This is a genomic window from Erythrobacter sp. NE805 (assembly GCF_046452355.1).
Lineage (GTDB): Bacteria > Pseudomonadota > Alphaproteobacteria > Sphingomonadales > Sphingomonadaceae > Erythrobacter.
The window spans coordinates 413,761-437,200 of sequence record NZ_JBKFDI010000003.1 but is presented as its reverse complement, the minus strand read 5'-3'; the positions used below and the strand labels follow the sequence as shown (position 1 = coordinate 437,200).

Sequence of the window (23,440 nt, the reverse complement as noted above, 5' to 3'; positions counted from 1 at the left end):
TCAGCCCTTCACAGCGCGTCGCGGAAGGCGGCTTCGAGCGCGGCGAGGTCCCGGTGGAGGCGCTCCAGCGACTTCGCACCGAGCACCCCGGCGGCCCGGTCGGCAAGCTGGTCCTTGACCTCGGCGCCGATCGCGAGAGCCTCGCGGCCCCGCTCGCTCGCGCGGATCAGGAAGCCTCGCCGGTCGTCGGGATCGGGCGCGCGGACGACGTAGCCGTTCTGCTCGAGTTCCGCGATCAGTTTGCCCGCAGCCTGCTTGGTCCGGCCGGTGGCCCGGGCGAGGTCGGCGGCGGTAATCCCCCGATCGGGCAGCTTGGCGAGCAAGGTCACCGTCGCCGCAGTGAGCGCCTCGAAGCCGCGCGCGGCCAGCGCCGCCACGATCGTCTCAACATAGGCGCGGGCGACACTGCGCATGGCTTCGGCAACCCTTTCGGTCAGGCCTGCCTGAGCAAGCCCGAGGGCATCGTTCAGATCCGGGCTGCCCGGCACATCGCGCTGCTCCATTTCCCCTCCTTTGGACAACCTGGTTGACCGAATCGACAACCCCATTTACCTTTTCGCCTCCCGACCGGGGAATGAGAAGGAGCATCCCATGGTTTCCCCCCGTTTCAACAGTGCAAAGACGATTGTCATCACCGGTTCCTCGTCCGGCATCGGCCTCGCCACGGCGCGACACTTCCTCGACAAGGGTTGGCAGGTCGTCGCCACGATGCGCGACCCCGACGATGCGCCGTCCTGGATGGCGGATTCCCGCGTGCTCGTCCTGCGGGTCGATGTGACCGACCTCGCTTCGCTCGAGAACGGGGTGGCGGCCGCCATCGCGCGCTTCGGTGCGATCGACGTGATGTTCGCCAACGCAGGCTATGGCCTCAACGGTCCCCTCGAGGGTGCGAGCGAAGCGCAGATGCTGCGCCAGTACGATGTCAATGTCTTCGGCGTTGCGCGCACGATCCAGGCGGTTGCCCCGCACATGCGCGAGCGCGGGGGCGGAACGATCCTCGTCACCTCGTCGATCGGCGGGCGGATCGGCATGCCTGCGGCGCCTTTCTACATCTCTTCCAAGCACGCGGTCGAAGGGTTGATCGAATCCGCCAGGTTCGAGCTCCAGCCCTTCGGTGTGCGGCTGAAGCTGATCGAACCGGGAGGGATCCGCACCGATTTCAGCGCGCGCTCCGCAGCATGGACGCATCACCCGGCCTATGCCGACGCGATCGCGGCGACGCGCAGGATGGCTGTCGATCTGCTCGAGAACATGCCCGAGCCGGCCGAGGTGGCGAAGGTCGTCTATGCCGCGGCCAACGACCGGTCGAGCCGCCTGCGCTACGCCGCGAAGCCGGGGCCCTACCTCCTTCTCTACCGGCTGCTTCCCGACCGGGTGTGGCGGGGGATGATCGAGGCCGCGCTGCACCGCGCGGCCCGTCAGACCGACAAGTCGGCACGGCAGGCGACGGCGGCGCCTGCCTAGGCGGCGGCTGGCTGTCCCGTCCCGCGCAGGCGGGATGCACGCGGAAGTCAGAGCCGGGGCGGCCGTCGACTAGGCGTTCAGCCACTCCGCCCCGGTCTTTCCCCGGTGCCCCTCGGGCGCGAGTGCGGTGCGCAGGGCTTCGAGGAGCGGCGGCAGGGCTTGGGTGAAGGCATAGGGCGGGGCGACGACGAACAGGCCCGAGCCGTTGAGGCCGGTCGGCAGGTCGGTGTCGTGGAGCCAGTGCTCGATGGCGAGGAGCTTGGGGATGCCGGTCTGGCGCAGTTTGTCCTTCCAGCGCGCGTGCTCGGCTCGGTCCTTGAGGGGGAACCAGATCGCCGTCACCCCGTGCGCCCACTTGCGGTGCGCGGCGGCGAGGGTCGCGGTGATGCGGGCGCGCTCGTCGGTCTGCTCGTAGGGCGGATCGACTACCACGAGGCCGCGCGGGGTGCGGGTGGGGAGCATCGCCAGCCACAGCTCGTAGGCATCGCGCTCGTGGACGGCGGCGGCGGTGCCGCGCATCGCCTGCCGCAGGGCGCGGGCGTCCTCGGGGTGCTTCTCGTTGAGGATCAGCGCGTCCTGCTCGCGCAGGAGCCCGGCGAGGATGCGGGGGCTGCCGGGGTAGAGACGGGGCTCATCTGCCTCGTTCACGGCGCGCACGGCGGCGCGGTAGTCCTCGAGAAGGGGGTCGGTGTCGGCGAAGGCGCGCAGCACGCCGCCCGCCGCCTCGCCGGTGCGCTGCGCCTCGTCGCCGCCGAGGTCGTAGAGCCCGCAGCCCGCGTGGGTGTCGATCAGGGTGAGGGGGCCGGGCTTCATTTGCAGGGCGCGGACGAGGGCGATCAGCAGGGCGTGCTTGACGACGTCGGCGTGGTTGCCGGCGTGGAAGGCGTGGCGGTAGTTCATACAGCGATCTCGCGGAAGGTGCCGGGGGCGAGGCCCTCGAGCGTCCACTCGCCGACCGCCCAGCGCACCAGCCGCAAGGTGGGGAGGCCGACCGCCGCGGTCATGCGCCGCACCTGCCGGTTGCGGCCCTCGCGGATGGTGATGCGGAGCCACGCGTCGGGGATCGCCTTGCGCACCCGGATCGGCGGGTCGCGCGGCCACAGGTCGGGGGCGGGGATGCGCTCGGCCTCCGCGGGGAGGGTCGGTCCGTCCTTGAGCCGCACGCCCCGGCGCAGCGCCGCGAGCGCCGCGTCCTGCGGATCGCCCTCGACCTGCACGAGGTAGGTCTTGGGGAGCTTGAAGCGCGGCTCGGCGATGCGCGCCTGGAGCCGCCCGTCGTCGGTCAGCAGCAGCAGCCCCTCACTGTCGCGGTCGAGCCGCCCGGCGGGGTAGACGCCGGGGACGGCAATGAAGTCCGAGAGGGTCGCGCGCGTCGTCGGCGCGCCGCGGTCGGTGAATTGCGAGAGCACGCCGAAGGGCTTGTTGAACAGGATGAGCCGGGCCATGCCGGCTCCCTATCGCACAGGCGCGCCTCAGGCGAGCGCCGCCTTGTAGAGCGCCAGCAGGTCGGCCTCGCCCTCAGCGGCGGCGGCGGGGTTGTAGGCGGGGCTGTCCGGGACCATCCAGCCGTGGTCGCCCGCATAGACGTCGATCTTGGCCGGCCGGTTTGCCGCCTTCGCCGCCTCGCGCAGGGCGTCCTTGTCGCCCGGGGCCTTGGCATCGTCGTCGCGGGCAATGGCGATGAGGTAGCGCGCCTCGGTCTTTCCGAGCAGCGCCGCGGGGCTCATCGGGTTGCCGGGGCGCACGAGGCCGCCGCCGTGGAAGCTCGCCGCGGCCTTGATCCGCGGGGTCGCCGCAGCGCTCCACACGGTGAAGGGCCCGCCCATGCAATAGCCCTGCGTGCCGATGCCGTGCGCCTGGCTGACGCCCTCCTGCCGGTCGAGCCACTCGGCGATGGTCTTGGCATCGCGCATGATCGCCTCGGGGGTGAGCTTCGCGCGCCAGGGACCGACCTTCTGGAAGCCGCCGTCCGCGATGAAGGCCGCGAAGTCGGCGAACTGCTCGCCGGTGACGTCGCGGTAATAGGGGTTCACGACCAGCACCGCATAGCCGTTGGAGGCGAGCGTGCGGGCGATGTTGCGCTTCGCCTCGCGGATCCCGGCGATGTCGGGCCACAGGATCACGCCCGCGTGGCTACCCTTTGCGGGCTGGACGAAAAAGCCGTCGAGCCGGCCGTCCGCGGTCTCGAAGTTCACCCCCTGCTCCTTCAGGCCGGGGATGCCGGGCTTGGTCTCGGCGCGGCTCTCGCTCGTCCCCGCGGTGCAGGCGGCGAGCGCCGCCGCGCCGGTCAGGGCGCCGAACTGGCGGCGGCTGATCGCCTCGCGCGCCCAGGCCTCGAGCTTGCTCTCGTCGCACATCTCATGGTCCTCCTTGTCCCGCTGGAGCCTCGGTTCTGGCGTCTCGCCGCACGACCTTCAAGCGGCAATGGACAAGCCGCGCGCGGCGCGGCAACATGAGGCAAAAGGAAGACGGCCCGAGGGGCCCGGGGAGAGAGTGGGATCATGACGTTCAAGCGGTGGGCCGCGGGTGCGGCGCTGTTGCTGTCGGCGGGGGCGCTCGCCAATTGCAGCCAGATCTTCGGCGGCGGCGCAGGAGGCTCGGGCGAGGGCGGTATCACCACCGCGATGCTGGTCGGCGCGGACGGCGACACCGCCAACTGGATCAGCCACGGCCGCACCTATTCCGAACAGCGCTTCTCCCCGCTGGAGAGCGTCAACCGCGAGAATGTCGGGCAGTTGGGCCTCGCCTGGTTCGCCGACATGGACACCGGGCGCGGGCAGGAGGCGACGCCGCTGGTGATCGACGGTCGGCTCTACCTCACCACCGCGTGGAGCAAGGTGAAGGCCTTCGACGCGGCGAGCGGCGCGAAGCTGTGGGAATACGACCCGAAGGTCCCCGGCGAGACTGCGGTCAAGGCGTGCTGCGACGTCGTCAACCGCGGGCTCGCGGCGTGGGGCGACAAGCTGTTCCTCGGCACATTGGACGGCCGACTGATCGCGCTCGACCGCAACTCGGGCCAGCCCTTGTGGACCACCCGGACGGTCGAGGCCGACAAGAGCTACACCATCACCGGCGCGCCGCGCGTGATCGACGGCAAGGTCATCATCGGCAATGGCGGCGCCGAGTTCGGGGTGCGCGGCTTCGTCGCGGCCTATGATGCGAACGACGGCAAGCAGCTCTGGAAATTCTATACCGTTCCCGAGGGCGACGAGAACGCCGACTCTCCCGCCTACCTCCAGAAGGCCGCCCAGACCTGGAACATGGACGTCCTTCGCGACAACGACGCGATCGGCGGCGGGGGGACGGTGTGGGATTCGATGGCCTACGACCCGGACCTCGACCTCCTATACATCGGGGTCGGCAACGGCTCGCCCTGGAACCGCGCCTACCGCTCGCCCGGCAAGGACGGGAAGGGCTCGGGCGACAACCTTTACCTGTCGAGCATCGTCGCGATCCGGCCCGAGACCGGCGAATATGTCTGGCACTACCAGACCACGCCGGGGGAGACCTGGGACTTCACCGCCACCCAGCACATCATGCTCGCCGACATGGAGATCGACGGGAAGCCCCGGAAGGTGCTGATGCAGGCGCCCAAGAACGGCTTCTTCTACGTGATCGACCGCGAGACGGGGAAGTTCATCTCTGCCAAGCCCTATATCAGCATCAACTGGGCGACCGGCGTCGATCCCAAGACCGGGCGCCCGATCGAGAACCCGGCGGCGCGCGTCGACCAGACCGGGCAGCCGGCGATGGTGCTCCCCGGCGCCTTGGGCGGACACAACTGGCACCCGATGGCCTTCAGCCCGAAGGAGAAGCTCGTCTACATCCCGGCCTTCGAGGCGGGGATGATGTATGCGCCCGAGGCCAACTGGAAGCCCGACCGCGCGCGCGGCTTCAACGTGGGCTTCAGCCTCGCGGGCGAGCTGCCGCCCGACGGGGGTTTCCGCAAGCGGGCCGCGGGCACGCTGAGGGGGATGCTCGTGGCGTGGGACCCGGTGGCGCAGAAGCCGCGCTGGACGGTCGAGCATCCGGGGCCGTGGAACGGCGGGCTGCTCGCGACCGGCGGCGGGCTCGTCTTCCAGGGCACCGCGGGGAGCGAGTTCAACGCCTATGACGCCGGGAGCGGCAAGAAGCTGTGGAGCTTCGCCGCCCAGACCGGGGTGGTCGCCCCGCCGATCACTTACACCGTGGGCGGCGAGCAATATGTCGCGGTGCTCGCCGGCTGGGGCGGGGCCTATGCGCTCTCGGTCGACGGGGACCTCATCAAGCGCAAGGCCCCGGTGCGCAACGTCTCGCGCCTGCTGGTCTTCAAGCTCGGCGGGACCGCCAAGCTGCCCCCGCCGCCCGCGCTCGCCGAGCTCCCGCTCGACCCGCCGCCGAGCACCGCCGCGCCGCAAGTGATCGCGCTGGGGCAGGCGAAATACGGCCGCTACTGCGCGGTGTGCCACGCGCCGGGTGCCGTCGGCTCGACCGTGCTCCCGGACCTCAGGCGCTCGGGCGCGCTCGAAAGCGCCCAGACCTTCAGCGCGGTGGTCTATGACGGCGTGCTCAAGGACAACGGTATGGCGAGTTTCAAAGGCTCTTTGTCGAAAGAGGAGATCGAGGCGATCCGCGCCTATGTCATCAAGCGCGCGAACGAGGACAAGGCGCTGGAGGCGGCCGAAAGGAAGGTCGCGCGCCGATAAGACGAAGGGGGTCGCACCATGACATTTCGGTTCACCGGCGGTGTCGCCGCACTCACGCTCGCGCTCGCTGCACCTTTGGCGGCGCAGGGCACCCCGCCATCTGCTCCGGCGGCTGCTCCGGCAGCGACCGATGGCTGGCGCACCTTCACGACCGAGGCCTATCGCGGCAAGCGCGATTCGGTCAGCTTCGTCGATCCGGACCACGGCTGGTACGGCACCGGCGCGGGCGATCTCTTCGCCACGACAGACGGCGGCGCGACCTGGGCCAAGGTCGCCAGCCGCCCCGGCACCTTCGTGCGCGCGGTCGGCTTCATCGACCGGCAGAACGGCTTCATCGGCAATATCGGCACCGACTACTACCCCGGCGTCACCGACACCACGCCGCTCTACCGCACCCGTGACGGGGGCAAGACCTGGGAGGCGGTCGACACCGGGGCAGCGACGATCAAGGGCGTCTGCGCGATCGACATCCTCCACGTGAAGCGCATCTATCAGGGCACGCTGGTGCCGCGCACCGTGATCCACGCCGCCGGGCGCGTGGGCGGGCCGACGGGCATCCTGCGCTCGGTAGACGGGGGCGACACATGGTCGGTGATCGACATGGCGCCGCACGCCGGCATGATCCTCGACGTGAAGTTCTTCGACGAGATGACCGGCCTCGTCTTCGCCGCCACCCACGCGGACCCGGCGCAGGCCGAGGGCCTCGTGCTGCGCACCGAGGATGGCGGCAAGACGTGGAAGGAAGTCTACCGCTCGGGCCGCAAGCTCGAGCTGATCTGGAAGGCGAGTTTTCCGGAAGGGAGCGAGACCGGCTACGCGACCGTCCAGTCCTATGATCCGGCGCGCGCCACCCAGCTGGTGATCCGCAGCGATGATCGCGGGCAGACATGGCGCGAGATCGAAATGGCGCAGGACGCGACCGCGCGCCAGTTCGGCATCGGCTTCGTCAGCAAGGACGTCGGCTTTGTCGGCACTGCCGCCGGGGGCTTTGCCACGAAGGATGGCGGCAAGACGTGGGAACGCGCGCCGATCGCCCGCGCCGCCAACAAGTTTCAGGCCGTGCCGACGGAGAAGGGTGTGCGCCTCTACGCGATCGGCACCGAGGTGCAGGCGATCGATCTGCCGGGGCCTGCGAAGCGCTGAAAAGCCCCTTCCCTAGAGGGAAGGGGTTGGGGATGGGTGTTCCCGACAGACATGTGGCAGAGCCCCCACCCCCAACCCCTCCCCGAGGGGAGGGGGGAATCAAGCGAAGAAGTTCAGCTCCAGCAGCACGTTGTTCGGATCGGCGGTGAAGATCTGCCTGAGGCCGACGCTCGAGAGGTCGTTGACCCGGTAATCGGCGCCGCGCGCGTCGAGCCGGGCCTTCACCGTCTGGAACTCGCCGCAGCGGAGCGCGACATGGTGGATCGCGCCGGTTTCGGCCCCCGGTGCGACATCGCGGTCGAAGGCGCGGGGGCAGTCGACCGAATTGAGGTGCAGGATCGCGTTGCCGGCGTGGTCATACATCCAGCGCACCTGATGCGGGGACAGGGGTGGCGGCCCGTCGCGCTCCTCCAGGTCGAGCAGCTCGGCATAGAACCGCGCGGTCTCGGCGAGGCGGTCGGTGATGATGTTCACATGGTCGAGGCGCTGGACGATCATGCGCGCGAGGATGCGCCCGCTCGAGCGATCCGGCTACTGCGAAAAGCGATCACCCCCGGAACACCACGGTCCGGTTCCCGTTGGGCAGCACCCGCTCCTCGGCGAACAGCCGCACCGCCTCGGCGAGGACGCGGCGCTCGATGTCGCGGCCCTTGCGCACGAGATCCTCCGGGGAATCGGCGTGGGTGATCCGCTCGACGTCCTGGTGGATGATCGGCCCCTCGTCCAAGTCGGCGGTCACGAAATGCGCGGTCGCGCCGATGATCTTCACCCCGCGCGCGTGGGCCTGATGATAGGGCCGCGCGCCCTTGAAGCCGGGGAGGAAGGAGTGGTGGATGTTGATCGCCCGTCCCGCGAAATGGCCCGAGAGGTCGTCCGAGAAGACCTGCATGTAGCGCGCGAGCACGATCAGCTCGGCATCGGTCTGCGCCGCGAGCGCCTTCAGTCGCGCCTCGGCCTCGGGCTTGGTGTCCGGGGTGACGGGGATGTGGTGGAAGGGCACGCTCCCGATGTCGACCCGGATCGCCGCGTCGCGCGGGTGATTGGAGACGATCGCCACCGGCTCGATCGCCAGCTCGCCCGTCCGCCAGCGATAAAGGAGGTCGACGAGGCAGTGATCGAACTTGCTGACCATGATGATGGTGCGCCGCGGACGCCCCTCGCGCGCCATCTTCCACGTCATGCCGAACTCTGCCGCCAGCGCGGCAAAATCGGCGCGCAAGGTCTCGGGCGTCGAGCCGTCGGGGTCGAACACCACGCGCATGAAGAAGCGGTCGGTTCCGCCCGCCTCCGCACGGTCGTTGAACTGCTGCGCATCGGTGATGTTGCACCCGCGCTCGAACAGGAAGCCGGTGACCCGCGCGGTGATGCCGGGCCGGTCGGGGCAGGCGAGGGTGAGGACGAGGGGCCCCGTGCTGTCCAGCGTCATGTCACCGCCAGCGCCCCGCGGTAGCGGGCCTCGATCACCGACCAGTCGAGGTTGGACATGAAGGCATCGACATAGGCCCCCGCGTTGGCGCCGTAGTCGATGTGGTAGGAATGCTCATACATATCGAGCGCGATCAGCGGCGCGGCGGCGGCGGCGGCGTGCATGTGGTCTGCGCCCCAGTGGTTGTGAAGCGTGCCGGTGTGCGCGTTGTAGGCGAGGACGCACCACCCCGAGCCGCCGGCGAGCGCCATCGCGGTGCGGCGGAAGTCGCGCTCCCACGCGGCGAAGCTGCCAAACGCGACAACAAGCGCCTCGCGGATCGTGCCCGCCGCGACCCCGTCGCCGCCGAGCGCGCCGAAATAGAGCTCGTGGAGGATCACCGAGCCGGTGCGGTTCAGCTCCTCGCGCTTCAATCCGCCGTGGACGAGCGCGGGGAAATCGGGATCGGCGAGCGCCTCGCCGAGCCGCGTCTCGATGGTGTTGAGCGCGCGCACCGAGCCGCCGTAGTTGTTCTGCCAGTGCGAGACGATCAGCTTCTCGGACAGGCCGCGCAGCGCCTTGGGGTCGAAGGGAAGGGGCCTCGGCTGATGGTTGGCGGCATAGGCGGGGACCTTCGCGGCCGCGGCAGCGGGGCCCTGCGCGCTCGCCGCCTGGCCTGCGAGCGCGAGCCCCGCCGCGCCGGTGACCAGCCCGCCCATTGTCCCGCGCCGGGTGAGTTCGACCATCGCCATTCTCCTCATGAATACGCGCCCTTACCGCGCCAGCGCCGCCTCGCATTGCGCCATCAGCTCGGCGATGATGGCGGCGGCGGGTTCCTCCTTGGTGACCATGCCGACCGATTGCCCGGCCATCACCGAGCCGTTCTCGACATCGCCCTCGATCACCGCGCGCCTGAGGGCACCGGCCCAGAAGTGCTCGATCTGGAGCTGGGCCTCGGCCATGTCGATCCCGCCTTCGTCCAGAAGCGCGGCGACTTCGCGCTGCTTGGCGGTGAATTCCTCGGTGCCCTTGTTCTTCAAGGCGCGCACCGGGATGACGGGAAGGCGCGGGTCGACCTGCACGCTCGCCACCGCCTCGCGGGCCGAGGCGCGGAAGAAGGCCTTCTTGAAATCGGGGTGAGCGATGCTCTCGGTGGCGCAGGCGAAGCGCGTGCCGAGTTGCACCCCCGCCGCGCCCATCTCGAGATAGGACGCGATCGCCTCGCCCCGTCCGATCCCGCCGGCGACGAAGACGAGGTGTTCGGCCGCGAGCTCGGGCAGGATTTCCTGCGCGAGCACCGAGGTCGAGACCGGGCCGATGTGGCCGCCCGCTTCCATCCCCTCGATCACCAGCGCGTCCGCGCCCGAGCGCAGCAGCTTCCTGGCGAGCGCCAGCGTCGGCGCGAAGCAGATCACCTTGATGCCGCTGTCATCGGCCTTGATCGCCTCGACGCTGCCCTTGGGCGGGATGCCGCCTGCCAGCACCACGTGGGTGACGCCATGCTTGCGGCACACTTCGATCAGGTCGAACAGCGCCGGGTGCATGGTGATGAGGTTGACGCCGAAGGGTCGGCTCGTGAGTGCCTTGGTCGCGGCGATCTCGGTGTCGAGCAGCTCGGGGGTCATTGCCCCGCAGGCGATCACGCCGAACCCGCCCGCGTTGGAGATCGCGGCGACGAGATTGCGCTCGGACACCCAGCTCATCGCGCCGCACAGGATCGCGGTGTCGCAGCCGAGGAATTGCGTGCCGCGCTCCATGCGCGCGGCGGTGAAGGGGAAGGTTTCCATGGCCGCGGGATTAGGCGCTGGCGCGGCGCACCGCAAGCGCCCGCGCCGCCGGCGTGACGGCTGCAGGACGCTTGCGTGACAGACTCATGATTGCTTCATAACGCAACTTTCTTCCAATCGTCCGCAAGCTGTAACGCGTCGCTGCCAAAGGCGCGGCGTCAGCCGGACCCTCTCCTCCCCGCCGCTGGCACCGTTTCGACGAACATATTCGCAAAGGAACCCGATCATGCTCATGCGTCTTGTCCTGCCCGCCGTGGCGCTTGCCTGTGCCGTTCCCGCCGCTGCCGAGCCGGTCAGCGTCGCCGTCTCCTGGGGCGACCTCGACCTCACCCGCGCCGCGGGGCGCGCCACGCTCGAGGAGCGGATCGAGCGCGCGGTGCGGCGCGTGTGCGGTCCGGCGGTCACCCGCGACCTCACCCGCATGGCGCAGCGGCGCGCCTGCCTTGTCGAGGCGCGCGCCTCGGCCACCCCGCAGGTCGAACTCGCCTACGAGGCCGCCAACGCCCGCCGCGTCGCCGCGCTCGCGACCAAGCTCGTGGTGTTCGCCGGCTTCTGATCGCCGCGCCTGACCATCGGAGGGCGGCTCTCCCTTCGCGGGGAGGGCCGCCCTTCGCGTTTCAGCGGTAGATCAGGCGCACCTTCGCCGCGGCCGCCTTGGCATCGGCGAGCGCGCCCGCGACATCCTCGCCCCGCGCCAGTGCGACGCCCATGCGGCGATATGGCCGGGTGGTCGGCTTGCCGAACAGCCGCAGGTCGGTGGTCCCGATCGCGAGCGCCTCGTCCAGCCCCGCGAAGGCGAAGTCGGCGCTGTCGCGGTCGGCGAGGATCACCGCCGAGGCGGCGGGGCGGGCGGCGATGCTCTCGGGCACCGGCAGCCCGAGGATCGCGCGGGCGTGGAGGTCGAACTCGGTCAGATCCTGCGAGATCAGCGTCACCATGCCGGTGTCGTGGGGGCGGGGGGAGAGCTCGGAGAAGATCACCTCCTCCCCCCGCACGAAGAACTCGACCCCGTAGAGCCCCCAGCCGCGCCCCTCGCCCTGCAAGGCGGTCACCACCTTGGCGGCCATGTCCTGCGCGCGGGCGAGCGCGGCGGCGCTCATCGCGGCGGGTTGCCAGCTCTCGCGGTAGTCGCCGCGCTCCTGGCGGTGGCCGATCGGCGGGCAGAACGAGATGCCGCCCGCATGGCGCACGGTCAGCAGGGTGATCTCGTAGTCGAAGGCGATGAACTCCTCGCAGATCACCCGCGCGCGGTCGCCGCGCATGTTGGCGACGGCGTAGTCCCACGCGGCCTCGAGCGCCTCCGGCGTGTCGACCTTGCTCTGGCCCTTGCCCGAGGAGGACATCACCGGCTTCATCACCAGCGGGTAACCGACGCGCGCCGCGACCTCCTGCGCCTCGGCGAGGCTCTCCGCATAGCCGTAGCGCGAGGTGACGAGGCCGAGCTCGCCCGCGGCAAGGTCGCGGATTGCGTCCCGGTTCATGGTGAGCTGCGCCGCGCGGGCCGAGGGCACGACGGCGAAGCCCGCCTGCTCCAGTTCGGCGAGGGCCTCGGTGCGGATCGCCTCGATCTCGGGGACGATGAGGTCCGGGCGGTGCTTCTCCGCCGCCGCCCCGAGCGCCGCGCCGTCGAGCATCGGGAAGACCTCGCGCGCGTCGGCGAGCTGCATCGCGGGGGCATCGTCGTAGGCATCGCAGGCGATCACCCGCGCGCCGAGGCGCTTGGCGGAGATGACGAATTCGCGGCCCAGCTCGCCCGAACCGAGCAGCAGGATGGTGGCAATGTGGCCCATGGGGGGCGGGTTTAGCGGGGCGGGCGGATGAGTCCAGCGCTTCTCCCCTTCCCCGTCACCCCGGCGAAGGCCGGGGCCCAGCGCCTCGAAGCGTCGTGCTTGCCGCTCTGGGTCCCGGCCTTCGCCGGGATGACGCGGATGGGACCGGGATCTATGCCGCGCGCCTGTACCCCGCAATCGCGACCTGGCTGCCGCCCCCGGCGCGGGCGAGGACCAGACCGAGCTCCGCCTCGCGCAGCGTCCAGTCGACGGTGCACTCGATCCGCGCGAGGCCCGCGCTGGCGGTGAGTTGCGGAGCTTTCGCGGAAGCGGGGGCGGCGAGGCCGGCGAAGGTCGCGACCACCTCCTCGGCCCATTCGCGCGCGCCGCGCGAGGTCATTTCGGGGAGCGCCACCGCGAAGCGCTCGCCGTCGAGCTGGGCGACCTCGTGGCCGGGGAGCGCCATCGTCTCGAGGTACTTGGCAAAGCCCCACACCACCTCGTCGGCAGTGCGCTGGCCGTAGCGCAGCAGCAGCGCGCGCATCGCGTCGATGGCGAACAGCGCGACCATCTGCCCGCCGCCCTGCGCGAGGTAGCGCCTGAGGCTCGCGCAGAAGGCGGCGCGGTTGGCGAGGCCGGTGAGCGGGTCGGTGACGGTGCGGGCATGAAGCTCGCCCTCGAGGCTGCGCAGCTGCTGGACCGAGCGCATCAGGCACAGCGCCCCGTCGGGCGCGCCGCGGGAGTCGCGCATCGGCCTGAGGCTCAGGGCATACCAGCGCTCGCAGTGAAGCTCGCGGCAGAAGGTGCGGTCGGCGCAGGCGATTACCGGGAACTCCGCCCACCCGCCCGGCTCCCCGCCCGCAAGCGCGGCGGCGACGTGCTCGCCGAGCGAGGGGGCGTGCTCGGGGCCTGCGAGGTCGGTGATGTGCGGCAGCAGCAGCGCGCCCGACAGGTCGAGGCCGAGCGCGGCGATGTTGGCGGAGGCGTGGACGATGAACCCGCGCGCGTCGAGCCTGATGACGATATCGCCCGCCGTCTCCTCGAGGAGTCCGTGCAGCACGTGACCTTCGACGTCACTCAACCCGATCTTCATAGTGCAAATGCCCCGGCACTTCGATCGACTTCCCGCACACCGCTGCCCGCCCGATTGAACGCAACCTAAATACTTGCGGCATGTTTGAAGTCTTATCCCTGTTTTTCTTGAAGATCGTCCGCTTCTTGTTAGTTATGCTTGTATAACCGACTAAAAAACGAATCAATCCTCAAGATCCGTTTACCATATTTCCCGGGAGCGACAGTCTCTCCAATACGTATTGCGCACATTAGGTAGGGGCTTCTAAGCGCGGGAACCCGCTTGCTCTCAGAGCTCGATCATGATCCGCACCGCCTGCGGATCGGTGCCGCAGGCCTCGGCGATGCGCTGGCGGCAATCGGCGATCACCGCGTCGATCTCCCGCACCGGGCCGGGCGAAGGGGCGAGCACCTCGGGCGCGACGCCGAGCGCCTCGGCGATCGCGGCGAGCCGTTCGGGGAGCGGGCGCGCCTTGCCCTTCTCCCACGCCCAGACCGTCGGTTTGCTGACCCCGAGCGTCGCGGCGACGTCGGCGAGGGTCAGCCCGGCCTCGCGGCGCAGGCGGTTGAGGCGCGTGCCGAGCGCCTCGACGCGCGCGCGCGCGGCGGCGGCCGGGGTCTCGGCGGGAGGTGCGGAGGGCGCTTCGGGCACGCCCGGGGCGAACCCCTGGAGCTGCGCCGCGGCGAGCGCCGCGGGGCCGATCGGCGCGTCGAAGGCGCAGCCGTAGAGCCGCTCGCTGCGCCACACCACCGCCGCGCCGACCAGCCCCGCCTCGGGCAGGTCGATCGCCAGCGGTTCGCCCTCGGCAAGGTCGAGCGCGGTCTCGATCAGCAGGCCCGCGACCGAGATGTTGTGGATCGTGACGTTGGCTTCGGCCACGCCGTCACTGTCGCCGCCCACGAAACCGCTGGTCTCGAGGCGCAGCGCGCGGCGGGTGGCGGCGCGCTGACCGTCGGCAGCGGGCCGGGGATCGAGATGGGCCCTGATGGGCATGGGGAGCGCCTTTCGTCCGCGAGGATGACGGGGCGCACAGTCCGGCCTCAAGGGTTAAGGCGCAGTAACTCTATATAGTTAATTTGGGTGAGAGACTTGAATTTCAGCTAACCGCGTCAAGGCCGTACGCCGTGTGCAGCACGCGCACGGCAAGCTCGGTCTCGTCCTCGTCGATCATCACGCTGATCTTGATCTCGGAGGTCGAGATCGCCTGGATGTTGATCCCGCGCTCCGACAGCGCGCGGAACATCGAGGAGGCGACGCCGGCGTGGCTCTTCATGCCGACCCCGACGACGCTGATCTTGGCGATCTTGCTGTCGGTGATGATGCGGTTGAAGCCGATCGCGTCGCGGCGATCTTCCAGCAGCGCCTGCGCGCGGGCGAGGTCGGCCTGGGGCACGGTGAAGGTCACGTCGGTCTCGCCCTTGTCGCGCCCGACGTTCTGGATGATCATGTCGACATTGATGCTGGCCGCCGCCAGCGGCTCGAAGATGTTCGCCACCGCGCCCGGACGGTCGGGCACGCGGGTGAGGATCACCTTGGCCTCGTTCTTGTCATGCGCGATGCCGGTCACAAGCTGGCGTTCCATTTCACCCTTCTCCACCAATTCGTCCATTTCCTCTTCGGAAACGATCATCGTTCCGGGCAGGTCGTCGGCGGGCGGTGCGCCCTCGCCGATGAAGCTCGAGAGCACCTGCACCCGCACCTTTTCCTTCATCGCCAGGCCGACAGAGCGGGTCTGGAGCACCTTGGCGCCGACCGAGGCGAGTTCGAGCATTTCCTCGTAGGTCACCGCCTTCTGCTTCTTCGCCTTGGCGACGATCCGCGGGTCGGTGGTGTAGACGCCGTCGACGTCGGTGTAGATGTCGCAGCGGTCCGCCTTGATCGCGGCCGCGACCGCGACCGCCGAGGTGTCCGATCCGCCGCGGCCCAGCGTGGTGACGCGGTTGTCGTCCGAAAGGCCCTGAAAGCCGGGGATCACCGCGATCTCGCCCGCTTCCATGCTGGCGATGAGGGCTTCGGCATTGATCGATTCGACCCGCGCCTTGGCGTGGGCTTCGATGGTGTGGATCGGCAGCTGCCAGCCGAGCCAGCTGCGCGACTTGCAGCCGAGCGCCTGGAGGGTGAGCGCGAGGAGGCCGCTCGTCACCTGCTCGCCGCTGGCGACGACGACGTCGTATTCGGCGGGGTCGTAGAGCGGATTGGCCTCGCGGCAGAAATTGACGAGCCGGTCGGTCTCGCCGGCCATCGCGCTGACCACCACCGCGACCTGATCGCCGCGCGCGGCCTGCGCGCGCACGATCCCGGCGACGCGCCGGATGCGCTCCGTCCCGGCCATCGAGGTGCCGCCGAATTTCATCACGATCCGGGCCAAGAGGAAGCTCCTGCTGGTGAGTGTTCGCGCGCGCTGTTAGGAGGGCTTCATGGGAAACGCAAACGTCTCGAATGTTACCATCCGTCCCGAGGAAGCGGATTTTTTCGCAAAGCTGGCGGCCGATTGGTGGAATCCCAAGGGGCCGATGGCCTCGCTGCACCAGGTCAATCCGGTGCGGCTCGCCTTCATCCGCGACGCCATCGACGCGCACTGGCCTGACGCGGCGCGCTCCGCGAAGCCGCTGGCGGGCAAGGCCGCGCTCGATATCGGCTGCGGGGCGGGGCTGGTGTGCGAGCCGCTCGCCCGGCTCGGCGCGAACGTGACGGGTGTGGACGCGGCGGGCGAGAACGTCGCGGCGGCGGCGGCGCACGCGGAAGGGATCGGCATCGACATCCGCTACATGGCGGGCGAGGTGGCGGGGCTCGACATCGGGACCTTCGACCTCGTCACCTGTCTCGAGGTGATCGAGCACGTCGCCGACAAGCCTGCCTTCCTGCGCGACGTGGCGGCGCGGCTGGCGCCGGGCGGGTTGCTGGTGATGAGCACCCCCAACCGCACCGCCGCCTCGCGCATCCTGCTGGTCGGCGCGGCCGAGGCGGTGGGCTATGTCCCGCGCGGCACGCACCATTGGGAGGATTTCGTCACTCCCGAAGAGCTCGAGGCGCTGCTGGCGGAGGCGGGGCTGGCGGTGACGGCGACGCGCGGGATCGCGTGGCGGCCGGGCAAGGGGCTGCACCTGTCTGACGATATGTCGCTCAACTACATCCTGTCGGCGAAACGCGCTTAACCTCGTCATCCCAGCGAAAGCTGGGATCTAGGGCCTCACGGGAGATCGCTTGCCGCCCTAGGCCCCAGCTTTCGCTGGGGTGACGATCAATTGGAAGGACAGCTCCGCCCCTTCAGCGGCCCGTCGCTGAACACGCCCGTGACCCCCGTCGCCTTGAGCATCTCCGCCAGCCGGACATCGCCGCAGCCCTTGCCCCTGGGGTCCGTGCCGGTGCGCAGGGCCTCGGGCAGGAACTCGTTCTCCGGCCGGATCGTCCAGGCATGGACCGCGAGCCCCGCCGTCTTCGCGTCGGCGACCAGCGACGTCGGCGTGCCGTCCGGGTTCAGCACCATCGCGATATGCGCGCCCACGACGTCGGCATACTTGGCGACCTCAGCGAGCCCCGAGGGCGAGACCATGTCGGCATAGCGCATCGCCGGCTCGTCCGCCGGGCCGCCGATCGGGGCGACGAGCTGCACCAGCTTGAACCCGCCCCCGCGCTGCTTCAATCGCTGGAGCGGCGCCACCTCGAAGCTCTGGACGAACACCGGGTCGGCGGGCGTGATCCCGAGCTGCCGGAACTCGCGCAGCAGCAGGTCGACCATGTCGATCCCGGCGTTCTGGAGCAGGAACTCGGGGTGCTTCAATTCGGGGTAGATCCCGATCCGCCGGCCCGTCTCGGCCTCCTTGGCGCGCACCAGCTTCACGATCTCGGCGAGGGTCGGCACCTGCCAGAGCCCGTCGAACCGCGCGTTCGCGGGGCGCAGCGTCGGGATACGCTCCTTGGCGCGCAGGCTGCGCAGCTCGGCGAGGGTGAAGTCCTCGGCAAACCACCCGGCGACTTTCTGGCCGTCGATGGTCGCCTCGCGGCGGCGGTCTTCGAACTCCTCGCGGGTGGCGACGTCGGTGGTGCCCGAAAGCTCGTTCTCGTGGCGCGAGACGAGGACGAGGTCCTTGGTGGCGACGAGGTCGGGCTCGATGTAGTCCGCGCCTTCGTCGATCGCGCGTTCGTAGGCCGCGAGCGTGTGCTCGGGCCGCTCGGCACTCGCGCCGCGGTGGGCGATGACCAGCATGTCCTTCGCCGCGGCCGGCGGGGCGGCGAGGAGCAGGGCGGCGATCAGGGCAAGGCTGCGGACCATTCGTCTTCCTTGAAGCCGACCAGCACGCCCCCGGCATGCTCGACGATCGGGCGCTTGATGATGCTCGGCTGCTGGACGAGCAATGCGACGGCGCTGTGACTGTCGGCGGCCTTGGCCTTGTCCGCCTCCGGGAGCGCGCGGAAGGTCGTGCCCTTGCGGTTCACCACGAGGTCGAGCCCCGCGGCGGCGATCCACCCGGCGAGCCTTTCGGGGTCGGCGCCCTCCTTCTTGTAGTCGTGGAAGGTGTATTCCGTGCCGCGCGCCGCGAGCCAGGTGCGCGCCTTCTTGACCGTGTCGCAATTGGGGATGCCGTAGAGGTGGATCACGCTCGCAAATCTCCGTTCAGAATGGTTTCGCCAGATGCGCGTCCGCGATCGCCACCGCGAGCGCGTCCGCCGCGTCGCTCCCCGCGACCGCGACGCCCGGGAGCAGCACCTTCACCATCGCGGCGACCTGCTGCTTCTCCGCGCCCCCGGTGCCGGTGACCGCCTTCTTGACCAGCCGCGCGGCGTGCTCGTTGACCGCGAGCCCGGCGCTGCCGCAGGCCGCCAGCACCGCGCCGCGCGCCTGCGCGAGCTTCAACGTCGACTGCGCGTTCTTGTTGGCGAAGACCTCCTCGGCCGCCGCGCGGGTCGGGCGGTATTCGGCGATCACCGCCGCAACTCCCTCGGCCAGCGTCGCGAGGCGCTGCGGCATCGGTGCGGCGGGATCGGTCCGGACCTGCCCGTTGGCGATGTGCGTCAGCCGCGCGCCTTCGGCCCGGATCACGCCCCAGCCGGTCGAGGACAGCGAGGGGTCGAGGCCGAGGATCAGCAATTCCCCCCCTCCCGTTCGTGGGAGGGGGCCGGGGGGCGGGAAAGGGACAGGCGCAGGCCCACCCCCAGCCCCGATACCCGCCCCGGCCCCCGAGCCGGGGGCAAGCGGGAGGGGAGCCGCATCAGGAGAGCTTTTCCAGCACCGCGTCGGGGATCTCGTAATTGCCCCAGACGGTCTGCACGTCGTCGTCGTCGTCGAGCGTGTCGATGAGCTTCATCAGCGTGCCCGCGGTCTCCTCCCCGACCTCGACGCTCAGCACCGGCTTCCACGCGAGCTTCACGTTGTCGGCCGGGCCGAGCACCTTCTCGAGCTCGCCGGCGACGCCGTGGAGCGCGTCGGCGGCGGTCCAGATGGTGTGGCCGTCCTCGGAGCTCTCGACATCGTCCGCACCCGCCTCGATCGCGGCTTCGAGGACCGTCTCCTCGTCGCCGACGCTGGCCGAGTATTCGATCAGCCCGCGGCGCTCGAAGCCGTGGCTCACCGAGCCCTCCGAGCCGAGGTTGCCGCCGTTCTTGCTGAAGGCGGTGCGCACGTTGGTGGCGGTGCGGTTGCGGTTGTCGGTCAGCGCCTCGACGATCAGCGCGACGCCGCCGGGGCCATAGCCCTCGTAGCGGATCTCGATGTAGTCCTCGCCGCCGACCTGCGAGGCCTTGTCGATGGCGCGCTGGATGTTGTCCTTGGGCATCGACTGCGCCTTGGCGGCGTTGACCGCGAGGCGCAGGCGCGGGTTCATGTCGGGATCGGGCATGCCCATCTTCGCCGCGACGGTGATCTCGCGGGAAAGCTTGGAGAACATCGCGGCGCGTTTCTTGTCCTGCGCACCCTTGCGATGCATGATGTTCTTGAACTTGGAATGGCCTGCCATTGGACGATGTCACCGGAAATGTTGGAGATGCGAGGGCGGCCCTTACTCCGTCAGATGCGCCGGGCGCAAGCGGGGGCGCGATGGGCCTGCGCAAGCGGCTGGCGGACGTGGCGCGGTTCATGCTCCGGCCGACCTACGCCCCGCGGGCGATGGCGTGGGGTCCGGGGTTCGGGGTCACGCTGGCAACGATGATCGTGCTCAACCTGGTGGGCGTCCTCCTGCCTGCCGGACTGCTCGAACTCGCGCTGGGCTCGAGCGGCGTGCTGCCCGAAGGGCTGCAGGAGCCGGGGCTCGGCCCGCGGCAGGTGTTCGAATACATCCTGCTCGCCCCCCTGATCGAGGAGCCGCTGCATCGCGGCTGGCTGAGCGGGCGCAGGGCCGCGCTGCGCTTCGCGGCCTTCGGCTTCGCGGCGCTGGCGCTGTTCGTTGCGGGCTATGTGGTTGGGAGCGGCGGCGGGCGCCTGATCGCGCTTTTCGGCGTGGCGACGGCGTTTGCCGGCCTCATCCAGTGGGGCTTCACGCGGCATCGCGACGCGGAGCTGCCCGCGTGGTTCATCGCCCGGTTCCGCTGGATGGTGTGGGGCTCGGCCGTGGTCTTCGGGCTGGTCCACCTCGGGCGCTTCACTGCGCTGACCAGCCCGCTGGGCGTGGTGGTCGTCGCGCCGCTGATGGTCGGCGGAATGCTGCTCGCCTACACCCGCACCCGCCTCGGCCTGCGCGCCGCGATCGTGCAGCACTCGGCCTACAACCTCGCCCTGGTGTGCGTCATCCTGTCCGGCGTCTAGGGCGCGATGTCGAAGTGGAGGGCGGTGATCTCCTCCCAGGCGAGCTTGCGGTAGAGCCGGCGCGCGGGCTCGTCCTCGGGGACGATGTCGGCCTGCACGAAGATCGTCCAGGCGCCGACCTCGCGGGCGATGGCGCGGAGGTGATCGATCAGCGCCGTGGCGACGCCCTGCCGCCGCGCGCTCTCGAGCACCGCGAGGTCGTAGATGTAGATCTCGCTCCGCGCCTGCTCGTATTTCGGCAGCACGTAGGCGGCGAGCGCGCCGACCGGCTCGTCCGCAATCTCGGCGATCAGCGCGACGTGGTCGGGGTTGGCGAGCCAGCGCGCCGCCCAGGCCTCGCCGGGCGGAGCGGCGGCATAGGTCTCGGCGTCGTCGAAACCTTGCGCGAAGACGCGGTTCATCGCCCGGAACCCTGCAAGGTCGCCGGACAGGAGACGGCGGACGGTGTCGGTCAGACCCTCACCGCCGTCCCGCTCGCCGACACCATCAGCATCGAGCCGTTGGGGCCGATCACCTCGTAGTCGAGGTCGACCCCCACCACCGCGTTGCCGCCGAGCGCGGCGGCCTCGGCCTGCAATTCCTCGATCGCCTGCCTGCGCGCGTCGGCGAGGATGCGCTCATAGGAGCCCGAGCGCCCGCCGACGATGTCGCGGATGCCCGCGAAGAGGTCGCGGAACAGGTTGGCGCCGACGATCACCTCGCCGGTGACGATGCCGCAATATTCCTGGATCGGGTGCCCCTCGAGCATCGGGGTGGTGCTGACGATGACGCCGCGCGCGTCTTTCCAGGGGGATGTCATGGCTGCCTCTCCTTAGCGAGTGTATTAAACGAATAACACACTTAGTTCACAGGTGCCAGACTGTCCGTACCGTATGAACTATGTGAACTTGCGAGGGCCGGAACCTTGCCGTCACCCCATGCCCAGCGCGTTCTTGTAGGTCTCGAGCAGCATGTCCTGTTCGCTGCGGTCGTCGGGCTTCATCTTCCGCAAGCGCACGATCTGGCGCATGATCTTGGGATCATAGCCGACGGCCTTCGCTTCCATGTAGACGTCGCGGATGTCGTCGGCGATGCCCTTCTTTTCTTCTTCGAGGCGTTCGATGCGCTCGATCAGCAGGCGCAGACGGTCGTCGGTGGCGTTGGCGTTGTCAGCCATGGGGGAAGCTCCATAGGAAGTGAGAATCGGTTGGCCGGTGCGATAGCCAGCGGCCCTCGCCGATTGAACAGGGCGCGCGAATTAATCCTGTGCGTTCTTCGCGACACTCGCTTCCATCCGGGCAAGCTGCTCGGGGGTGGCGGGCGACTGGAACCGCTCCTTCCACTCGGCGCTGGGCATCCCGTGGATGACCGCGCGCGCCGCCTCGTTGTCGCCTTCGTAGCCGGCCTCGCGAATCCAGTCGGCGAGGCAGTTGCGGCAGAACCCGGCGAGGCCCATCAGCTCGATGTTCTGCGCATCGTGGCGGTGCCTCAGGTGGCGCACGAGGCGGCGGAAGGCGGCGGCGGCCTGTGCGTCGTCGAGGCTGTCGAGCGGATCGGCATTGCTATTCATCGCGGCTTTTCCTTGAGTTGAAATTCGCCTGTGCCATAGGCCGGATCGAAGAGGGATTGCCAGAAATGTCACGACGCGATCAGTCACGGATCGACCCGCGCGGCCGCAAGGTCAAGATTCTCGCCACCATCGGCCCGGCGAGCCGCTCGCCCGAGATGCTCGAACGGCTGGTGCGCGCCGGGGCGGACGCCTTCCGCCTCAACATGAGCCACGGCGCCCATGCCGATCACGAGGCGGCGGTGCAAGCGATCCGCGCGCTCGAGAAGCAGTTCGCCCGGCCGATCGCGATCCTCGCCGACCTCCAGGGGCCCAAGCTCCGGGTCGGCACCTTCAAGGAGGGGCAGGCGGTGATCCGCCACTCGGCCCACTTCGTGCTCGACCGGGACGAGACCCCCGGCGATCACAACCGCGTGTGCCTGCCGCATCCCGAGCTGTTCGGGATCATGGAGCGTGGGCAGCGCTTGCTCATCAACGACGGCAAGATCCGCCTGAAGGTGCTCGAGGCGGACGACGACCGCATCCTGTGCAGCGCGGAAGTCGGCGGGGTGATCTCCGACCGCAAGGGCGTCAACGTCCCCGATGCCGAGGTGCCGATCCCGGCGCTGACCGAGAAGGACCGCCGCGACCTCGCCTTTGCTACCGAGCACGGTGCGGACTGGATCGCGCTCTCCTTCGTGCAGCGGCCCGAGGACATCGCCGAGGCGCGCAAGCTGATCGGCACCCACGGCACCGCGATCTGCGCCAAGATCGAGAAGCCCAAGGCGGTCGAGCGGCTGGATGCGATCATCGAACTCGCCGACGGGATCATGGTCGCGCGCGGTGACCTCGGGGTCGAGCTCGAGCCCTACGAGGTGCCGCCGCTCCAGAAGAAGATCGTCAGCATGTCGCGCCGCGCGGGCAAGCCGGTGATCGTCGCCACGCAGATGCTCGAGAGCATGATCGAGGCGCCGACTCCGACCCGCGCCGAGGTCTCCGACGTCGCCAACGCGGTCTATGACGGGGCCGACGCGGTGATGCTCTCGGCCGAGAGCGCGGCGGGGGCATGGCCCGAGGAATCGGTCGCGATGATGGACCGCATCGCGGTTCAGGTCGAGGCCGACGAGGGCTACAAGGCGCGGGTGCGCTTCCTCGAGACGCCGCCCGATGCGACCACCTCCGACGCGCTCGCGCATGCCTGCATGACCATCGCCGACACCGTCCCGATCAGCGCGATCACGGTCTTCACTGCGAGCGGTTCGACCGCCCGCAGGGTGGCGCGCGAGCGGCCCGCGACCCCGGTGCTGGTGCTCACCCCCTCGATCCGCACCGCGCGGCGGGCGGCACTGCTGTGGGGCGCCTATGCGGTCGCGACCAAGGACATCGGCAGCTTCGAGGAGATGATCGGCAAGGGCAAGCGCATGGCGCTGCGCCACAAGTTCGCCGCCGCCGGGGCCAAGCTGATCGTGCTCGCCGGGGTGCCCTTCGGCACGCCCGGGGCGACCAACCTGCTCCACGTGGTGACGGTCAGCGGCGACGAGCTCGAGAAGCACAAGGGCGAGGCCTAGCCCCGCTCAGAACGACTGGCTGACCCTGAGGTTGAGCCGCGGGCTGTGGTCGCCGGTGTCGTAGCGGTCCTCGGTGAGCGGGACGGCGATCTCGAAGCCGAGGTCGAGGTCGCGGGAGAGGTCGGTGCGGAAACCGGCGCCGCTCGAGGCGAGCGTGCCGTCCGGCGAAGAGTTCGACGACCGGGGCGAAGGCGGCGCGGTCGAGCACGGTGAGACCGTCGGTCACGATCGCGCCGACATCGAGCGCCTCGCCCGTCGCGGCGGCCTCGCGCGTCACCTGTGA

The 23,440-nt window shown here is 69.8% G+C and carries 28 protein-coding genes; 8 read left to right on the top strand and 20 right to left on the bottom strand.

Annotation, left to right across the window (positions count from 1 at the left end; translation table 11 throughout):
• Positions 1-8 precede the first annotated feature (8 nt).
• Positions 9-503: a MarR family winged helix-turn-helix transcriptional regulator gene (locus tag ACLBKU_RS13715; RefSeq protein WP_410180113.1), complete on the bottom strand. Its 495-nt coding sequence runs from the start codon at positions 501-503 to the stop codon at positions 9-11.
• Positions 504-591: 88 nt separating this feature from the next.
• On the opposite strand from ACLBKU_RS13715, the gene ACLBKU_RS13710 reads away from it, so the two are divergent.
• Positions 592-1,464 carry an SDR family oxidoreductase gene (locus ACLBKU_RS13710; protein WP_410180112.1) on the top strand — a complete coding sequence of 291 codons (873 nt, stop codon included), beginning with the start codon at positions 592-594 and terminating at the stop codon, positions 1,462-1,464.
• Positions 1,465-1,533: 69 nt separating this feature from the next.
• On the opposite strand, the gene ACLBKU_RS13705 is transcribed toward ACLBKU_RS13710, so the two are convergent.
• Genes ACLBKU_RS13705 through ACLBKU_RS13695 form a run of 3 tightly spaced genes read right to left on the bottom strand, consistent with a single transcriptional unit; the run spans position 1,534 to position 3,821 of the window.
• Positions 1,534-2,364, bottom strand: coding sequence for a 23S rRNA (adenine(2030)-N(6))-methyltransferase RlmJ (locus tag ACLBKU_RS13705; RefSeq protein ID WP_410180111.1), 831 nt, complete (start codon positions 2,362-2,364; stop codon positions 1,534-1,536).
• Positions 2,361-2,909, bottom strand: coding sequence for a pseudouridine synthase (locus tag ACLBKU_RS13700; protein WP_410180110.1), 549 nt, complete (start codon positions 2,907-2,909; stop codon positions 2,361-2,363). The genes ACLBKU_RS13705 and ACLBKU_RS13700 overlap by 4 nt, the downstream gene beginning before the upstream one ends.
• A gap of 27 nt (positions 2,910-2,936) precedes the next feature.
• Positions 2,937-3,821: a dienelactone hydrolase family protein gene (locus tag ACLBKU_RS13695; RefSeq protein WP_410180109.1), complete on the bottom strand. Its 885-nt coding sequence runs from the start codon at positions 3,819-3,821 to the stop codon at positions 2,937-2,939.
• Between the two features lie 144 nt (positions 3,822-3,965).
• Here ACLBKU_RS13695 and ACLBKU_RS13690 point away from each other — a divergent pair, with 144 nt between their 5' ends.
• The gene (locus ACLBKU_RS13690) at positions 3,966-6,149 is read left to right on the top strand and encodes a PQQ-dependent dehydrogenase, methanol/ethanol family (protein WP_410180108.1); all 2,184 of its coding nucleotides are present in this window, start codon (positions 3,966-3,968) and stop codon (positions 6,147-6,149) included.
• An 18-nt stretch (positions 6,150-6,167) separates the two neighbouring features.
• Positions 6,168-7,292 (top strand): WD40/YVTN/BNR-like repeat-containing protein, encoded by a 1,125-nt coding sequence (locus tag ACLBKU_RS13685; protein ID WP_410180107.1) that lies wholly within the window; start codon positions 6,168-6,170, stop codon positions 7,290-7,292.
• A gap of 99 nt (positions 7,293-7,391) precedes the next feature.
• Here ACLBKU_RS13685 and ACLBKU_RS13680 read toward each other — a convergent pair whose 3' ends face one another.
• Genes ACLBKU_RS13680 through ACLBKU_RS13665 form a run of 4 tightly spaced genes read right to left on the bottom strand, consistent with a single transcriptional unit; the run spans position 7,392 to position 10,484 of the window.
• A complete protein-coding gene (locus ACLBKU_RS13680) occupies positions 7,392-7,790 on the bottom strand; it encodes a VOC family protein (RefSeq protein WP_410180106.1) in 399 nt (132 codons plus the stop codon).
• Positions 7,791-7,839: 49 nt separating this feature from the next.
• Complete coding sequence (gene purU / locus ACLBKU_RS13675; RefSeq protein ID WP_410180105.1) at positions 7,840-8,718, bottom strand: formyltetrahydrofolate deformylase; 879 nt, start codon at positions 8,716-8,718, stop codon at positions 7,840-7,842.
• Positions 8,715-9,443 (bottom strand): superoxide dismutase, encoded by a 729-nt coding sequence (locus tag ACLBKU_RS13670; RefSeq protein WP_410180104.1) that lies wholly within the window; start codon positions 9,441-9,443, stop codon positions 8,715-8,717. Before ACLBKU_RS13670 ends, purU begins: the two co-directional genes overlap by 4 nt.
• Before the next feature lie 27 nt (positions 9,444-9,470).
• A complete protein-coding gene (locus ACLBKU_RS13665) occupies positions 9,471-10,484 on the bottom strand; it encodes an NAD(P)H-dependent flavin oxidoreductase (RefSeq protein ID WP_410180103.1) in 1,014 nt (337 codons plus the stop codon).
• Positions 10,485-10,710: 226 nt separating this feature from the next.
• Here ACLBKU_RS13665 and ACLBKU_RS13660 point away from each other — a divergent pair, with 226 nt between their 5' ends.
• Complete coding sequence (locus tag ACLBKU_RS13660) at positions 10,711-11,040, top strand: UrcA family protein (RefSeq protein ID WP_410180102.1); 330 nt, start codon at positions 10,711-10,713, stop codon at positions 11,038-11,040.
• A gap of 61 nt (positions 11,041-11,101) precedes the next feature.
• Here the strand turns inward: ACLBKU_RS13660 and purT are convergent, their stop codons facing one another.
• From purT to ACLBKU_RS13640, 4 genes are all read right to left on the bottom strand, one after another.
• Positions 11,102-12,274 (bottom strand): formate-dependent phosphoribosylglycinamide formyltransferase, encoded by a 1,173-nt coding sequence (gene purT / locus ACLBKU_RS13655; RefSeq protein ID WP_410180101.1) that lies wholly within the window; start codon positions 12,272-12,274, stop codon positions 11,102-11,104.
• 151 nt (positions 12,275-12,425) lie between these two features.
• Complete coding sequence (locus ACLBKU_RS13650; protein ID WP_410180100.1) at positions 12,426-13,334, bottom strand: GGDEF domain-containing protein; 909 nt, start codon at positions 13,332-13,334, stop codon at positions 12,426-12,428.
• 279 nt (positions 13,335-13,613) lie between these two features.
• Positions 13,614-14,318: a helix-turn-helix domain-containing protein gene (locus ACLBKU_RS13645; RefSeq protein ID WP_410180099.1), complete on the bottom strand. Its 705-nt coding sequence runs from the start codon at positions 14,316-14,318 to the stop codon at positions 13,614-13,616.
• A 103-nt stretch (positions 14,319-14,421) separates the two neighbouring features.
• Complete coding sequence (locus ACLBKU_RS13640; protein ID WP_410180098.1) at positions 14,422-15,693, bottom strand: aspartate kinase; 1,272 nt, start codon at positions 15,691-15,693, stop codon at positions 14,422-14,424.
• A gap of 49 nt (positions 15,694-15,742) precedes the next feature.
• Between ACLBKU_RS13640 and ubiG the strand changes: the two genes are divergently transcribed.
• Positions 15,743-16,480 carry a bifunctional 2-polyprenyl-6-hydroxyphenol methylase/3-demethylubiquinol 3-O-methyltransferase UbiG gene (gene ubiG / locus ACLBKU_RS13635; protein WP_410180097.1) on the top strand — a complete coding sequence of 246 codons (738 nt, stop codon included), beginning with the start codon at positions 15,743-15,745 and terminating at the stop codon, positions 16,478-16,480.
• Between the two features lie 86 nt (positions 16,481-16,566).
• On the opposite strand, the gene ACLBKU_RS13630 is transcribed toward ubiG, so the two are convergent.
• From ACLBKU_RS13630 to ACLBKU_RS13615, 4 genes are all read right to left on the bottom strand, one after another.
• Positions 16,567-17,598, bottom strand: coding sequence for a glycerophosphodiester phosphodiesterase family protein (locus ACLBKU_RS13630; RefSeq protein ID WP_410180096.1), 1,032 nt, complete (start codon positions 17,596-17,598; stop codon positions 16,567-16,569).
• The gene (locus ACLBKU_RS13625; protein ID WP_410180095.1) at positions 17,577-17,924 is read right to left on the bottom strand and encodes an arsenate reductase; all 348 of its coding nucleotides are present in this window, start codon (positions 17,922-17,924) and stop codon (positions 17,577-17,579) included. Before ACLBKU_RS13625 ends, ACLBKU_RS13630 begins: the two co-directional genes overlap by 22 nt.
• A 16-nt stretch (positions 17,925-17,940) precedes the next feature.
• The gene (gene ruvC, locus ACLBKU_RS13620; RefSeq protein ID WP_410180094.1) at positions 17,941-18,414 is read right to left on the bottom strand and encodes a crossover junction endodeoxyribonuclease RuvC; all 474 of its coding nucleotides are present in this window, start codon (positions 18,412-18,414) and stop codon (positions 17,941-17,943) included.
• 121 nt (positions 18,415-18,535) lie between these two features.
• A complete protein-coding gene (locus ACLBKU_RS13615; RefSeq protein WP_410180093.1) occupies positions 18,536-19,279 on the bottom strand; it encodes a YebC/PmpR family DNA-binding transcriptional regulator in 744 nt (247 codons plus the stop codon).
• Positions 19,280-19,359: 80 nt separating this feature from the next.
• Here ACLBKU_RS13615 and ACLBKU_RS13610 point away from each other — a divergent pair, with 80 nt between their 5' ends.
• Entirely contained in the window at positions 19,360-20,064 is a 705-nt protein-coding gene (locus ACLBKU_RS13610) for a type II CAAX prenyl endopeptidase Rce1 family protein (RefSeq protein WP_410180092.1), read from the top strand.
• On the opposite strand, the gene ACLBKU_RS13605 is transcribed toward ACLBKU_RS13610, so the two are convergent.
• From ACLBKU_RS13605 to ACLBKU_RS13590, 4 genes are all read right to left on the bottom strand, one after another.
• Entirely contained in the window at positions 20,061-20,465 is a 405-nt protein-coding gene (locus tag ACLBKU_RS13605; protein WP_410180091.1) for an N-acetyltransferase family protein, read from the bottom strand. The genes ACLBKU_RS13610 and ACLBKU_RS13605 overlap by 4 nt on opposite strands.
• Before the next feature lie 50 nt (positions 20,466-20,515).
• Positions 20,516-20,863 (bottom strand): heavy metal-binding domain-containing protein, encoded by a 348-nt coding sequence (locus ACLBKU_RS13600; protein ID WP_410180090.1) that lies wholly within the window; start codon positions 20,861-20,863, stop codon positions 20,516-20,518.
• 111 nt (positions 20,864-20,974) lie between these two features.
• Positions 20,975-21,220 carry a DUF2312 domain-containing protein gene (locus tag ACLBKU_RS13595; RefSeq protein WP_141457352.1) on the bottom strand — a complete coding sequence of 82 codons (246 nt, stop codon included), beginning with the start codon at positions 21,218-21,220 and terminating at the stop codon, positions 20,975-20,977.
• A gap of 81 nt (positions 21,221-21,301) precedes the next feature.
• Positions 21,302-21,613, bottom strand: coding sequence for a DUF1244 domain-containing protein (locus ACLBKU_RS13590; protein WP_410180089.1), 312 nt, complete (start codon positions 21,611-21,613; stop codon positions 21,302-21,304).
• A 65-nt stretch (positions 21,614-21,678) separates the two neighbouring features.
• Between ACLBKU_RS13590 and pyk the strand changes: the two genes are divergently transcribed.
• Both pyk and ACLBKU_RS13580 read left to right on the top strand, forming a co-directional pair.
• On the top strand, positions 21,679-23,157 hold the full coding sequence (pyk, locus tag ACLBKU_RS13585) for a pyruvate kinase (protein WP_410180088.1): 1,479 nt from the start codon (positions 21,679-21,681) through the stop codon (positions 23,155-23,157).
• Positions 23,158-23,281: 124 nt separating this feature from the next.
• Positions 23,282-23,440: a hypothetical protein gene (locus ACLBKU_RS13580; protein WP_410180087.1), complete on the top strand. Its 159-nt coding sequence runs from the start codon at positions 23,282-23,284 to the stop codon at positions 23,438-23,440.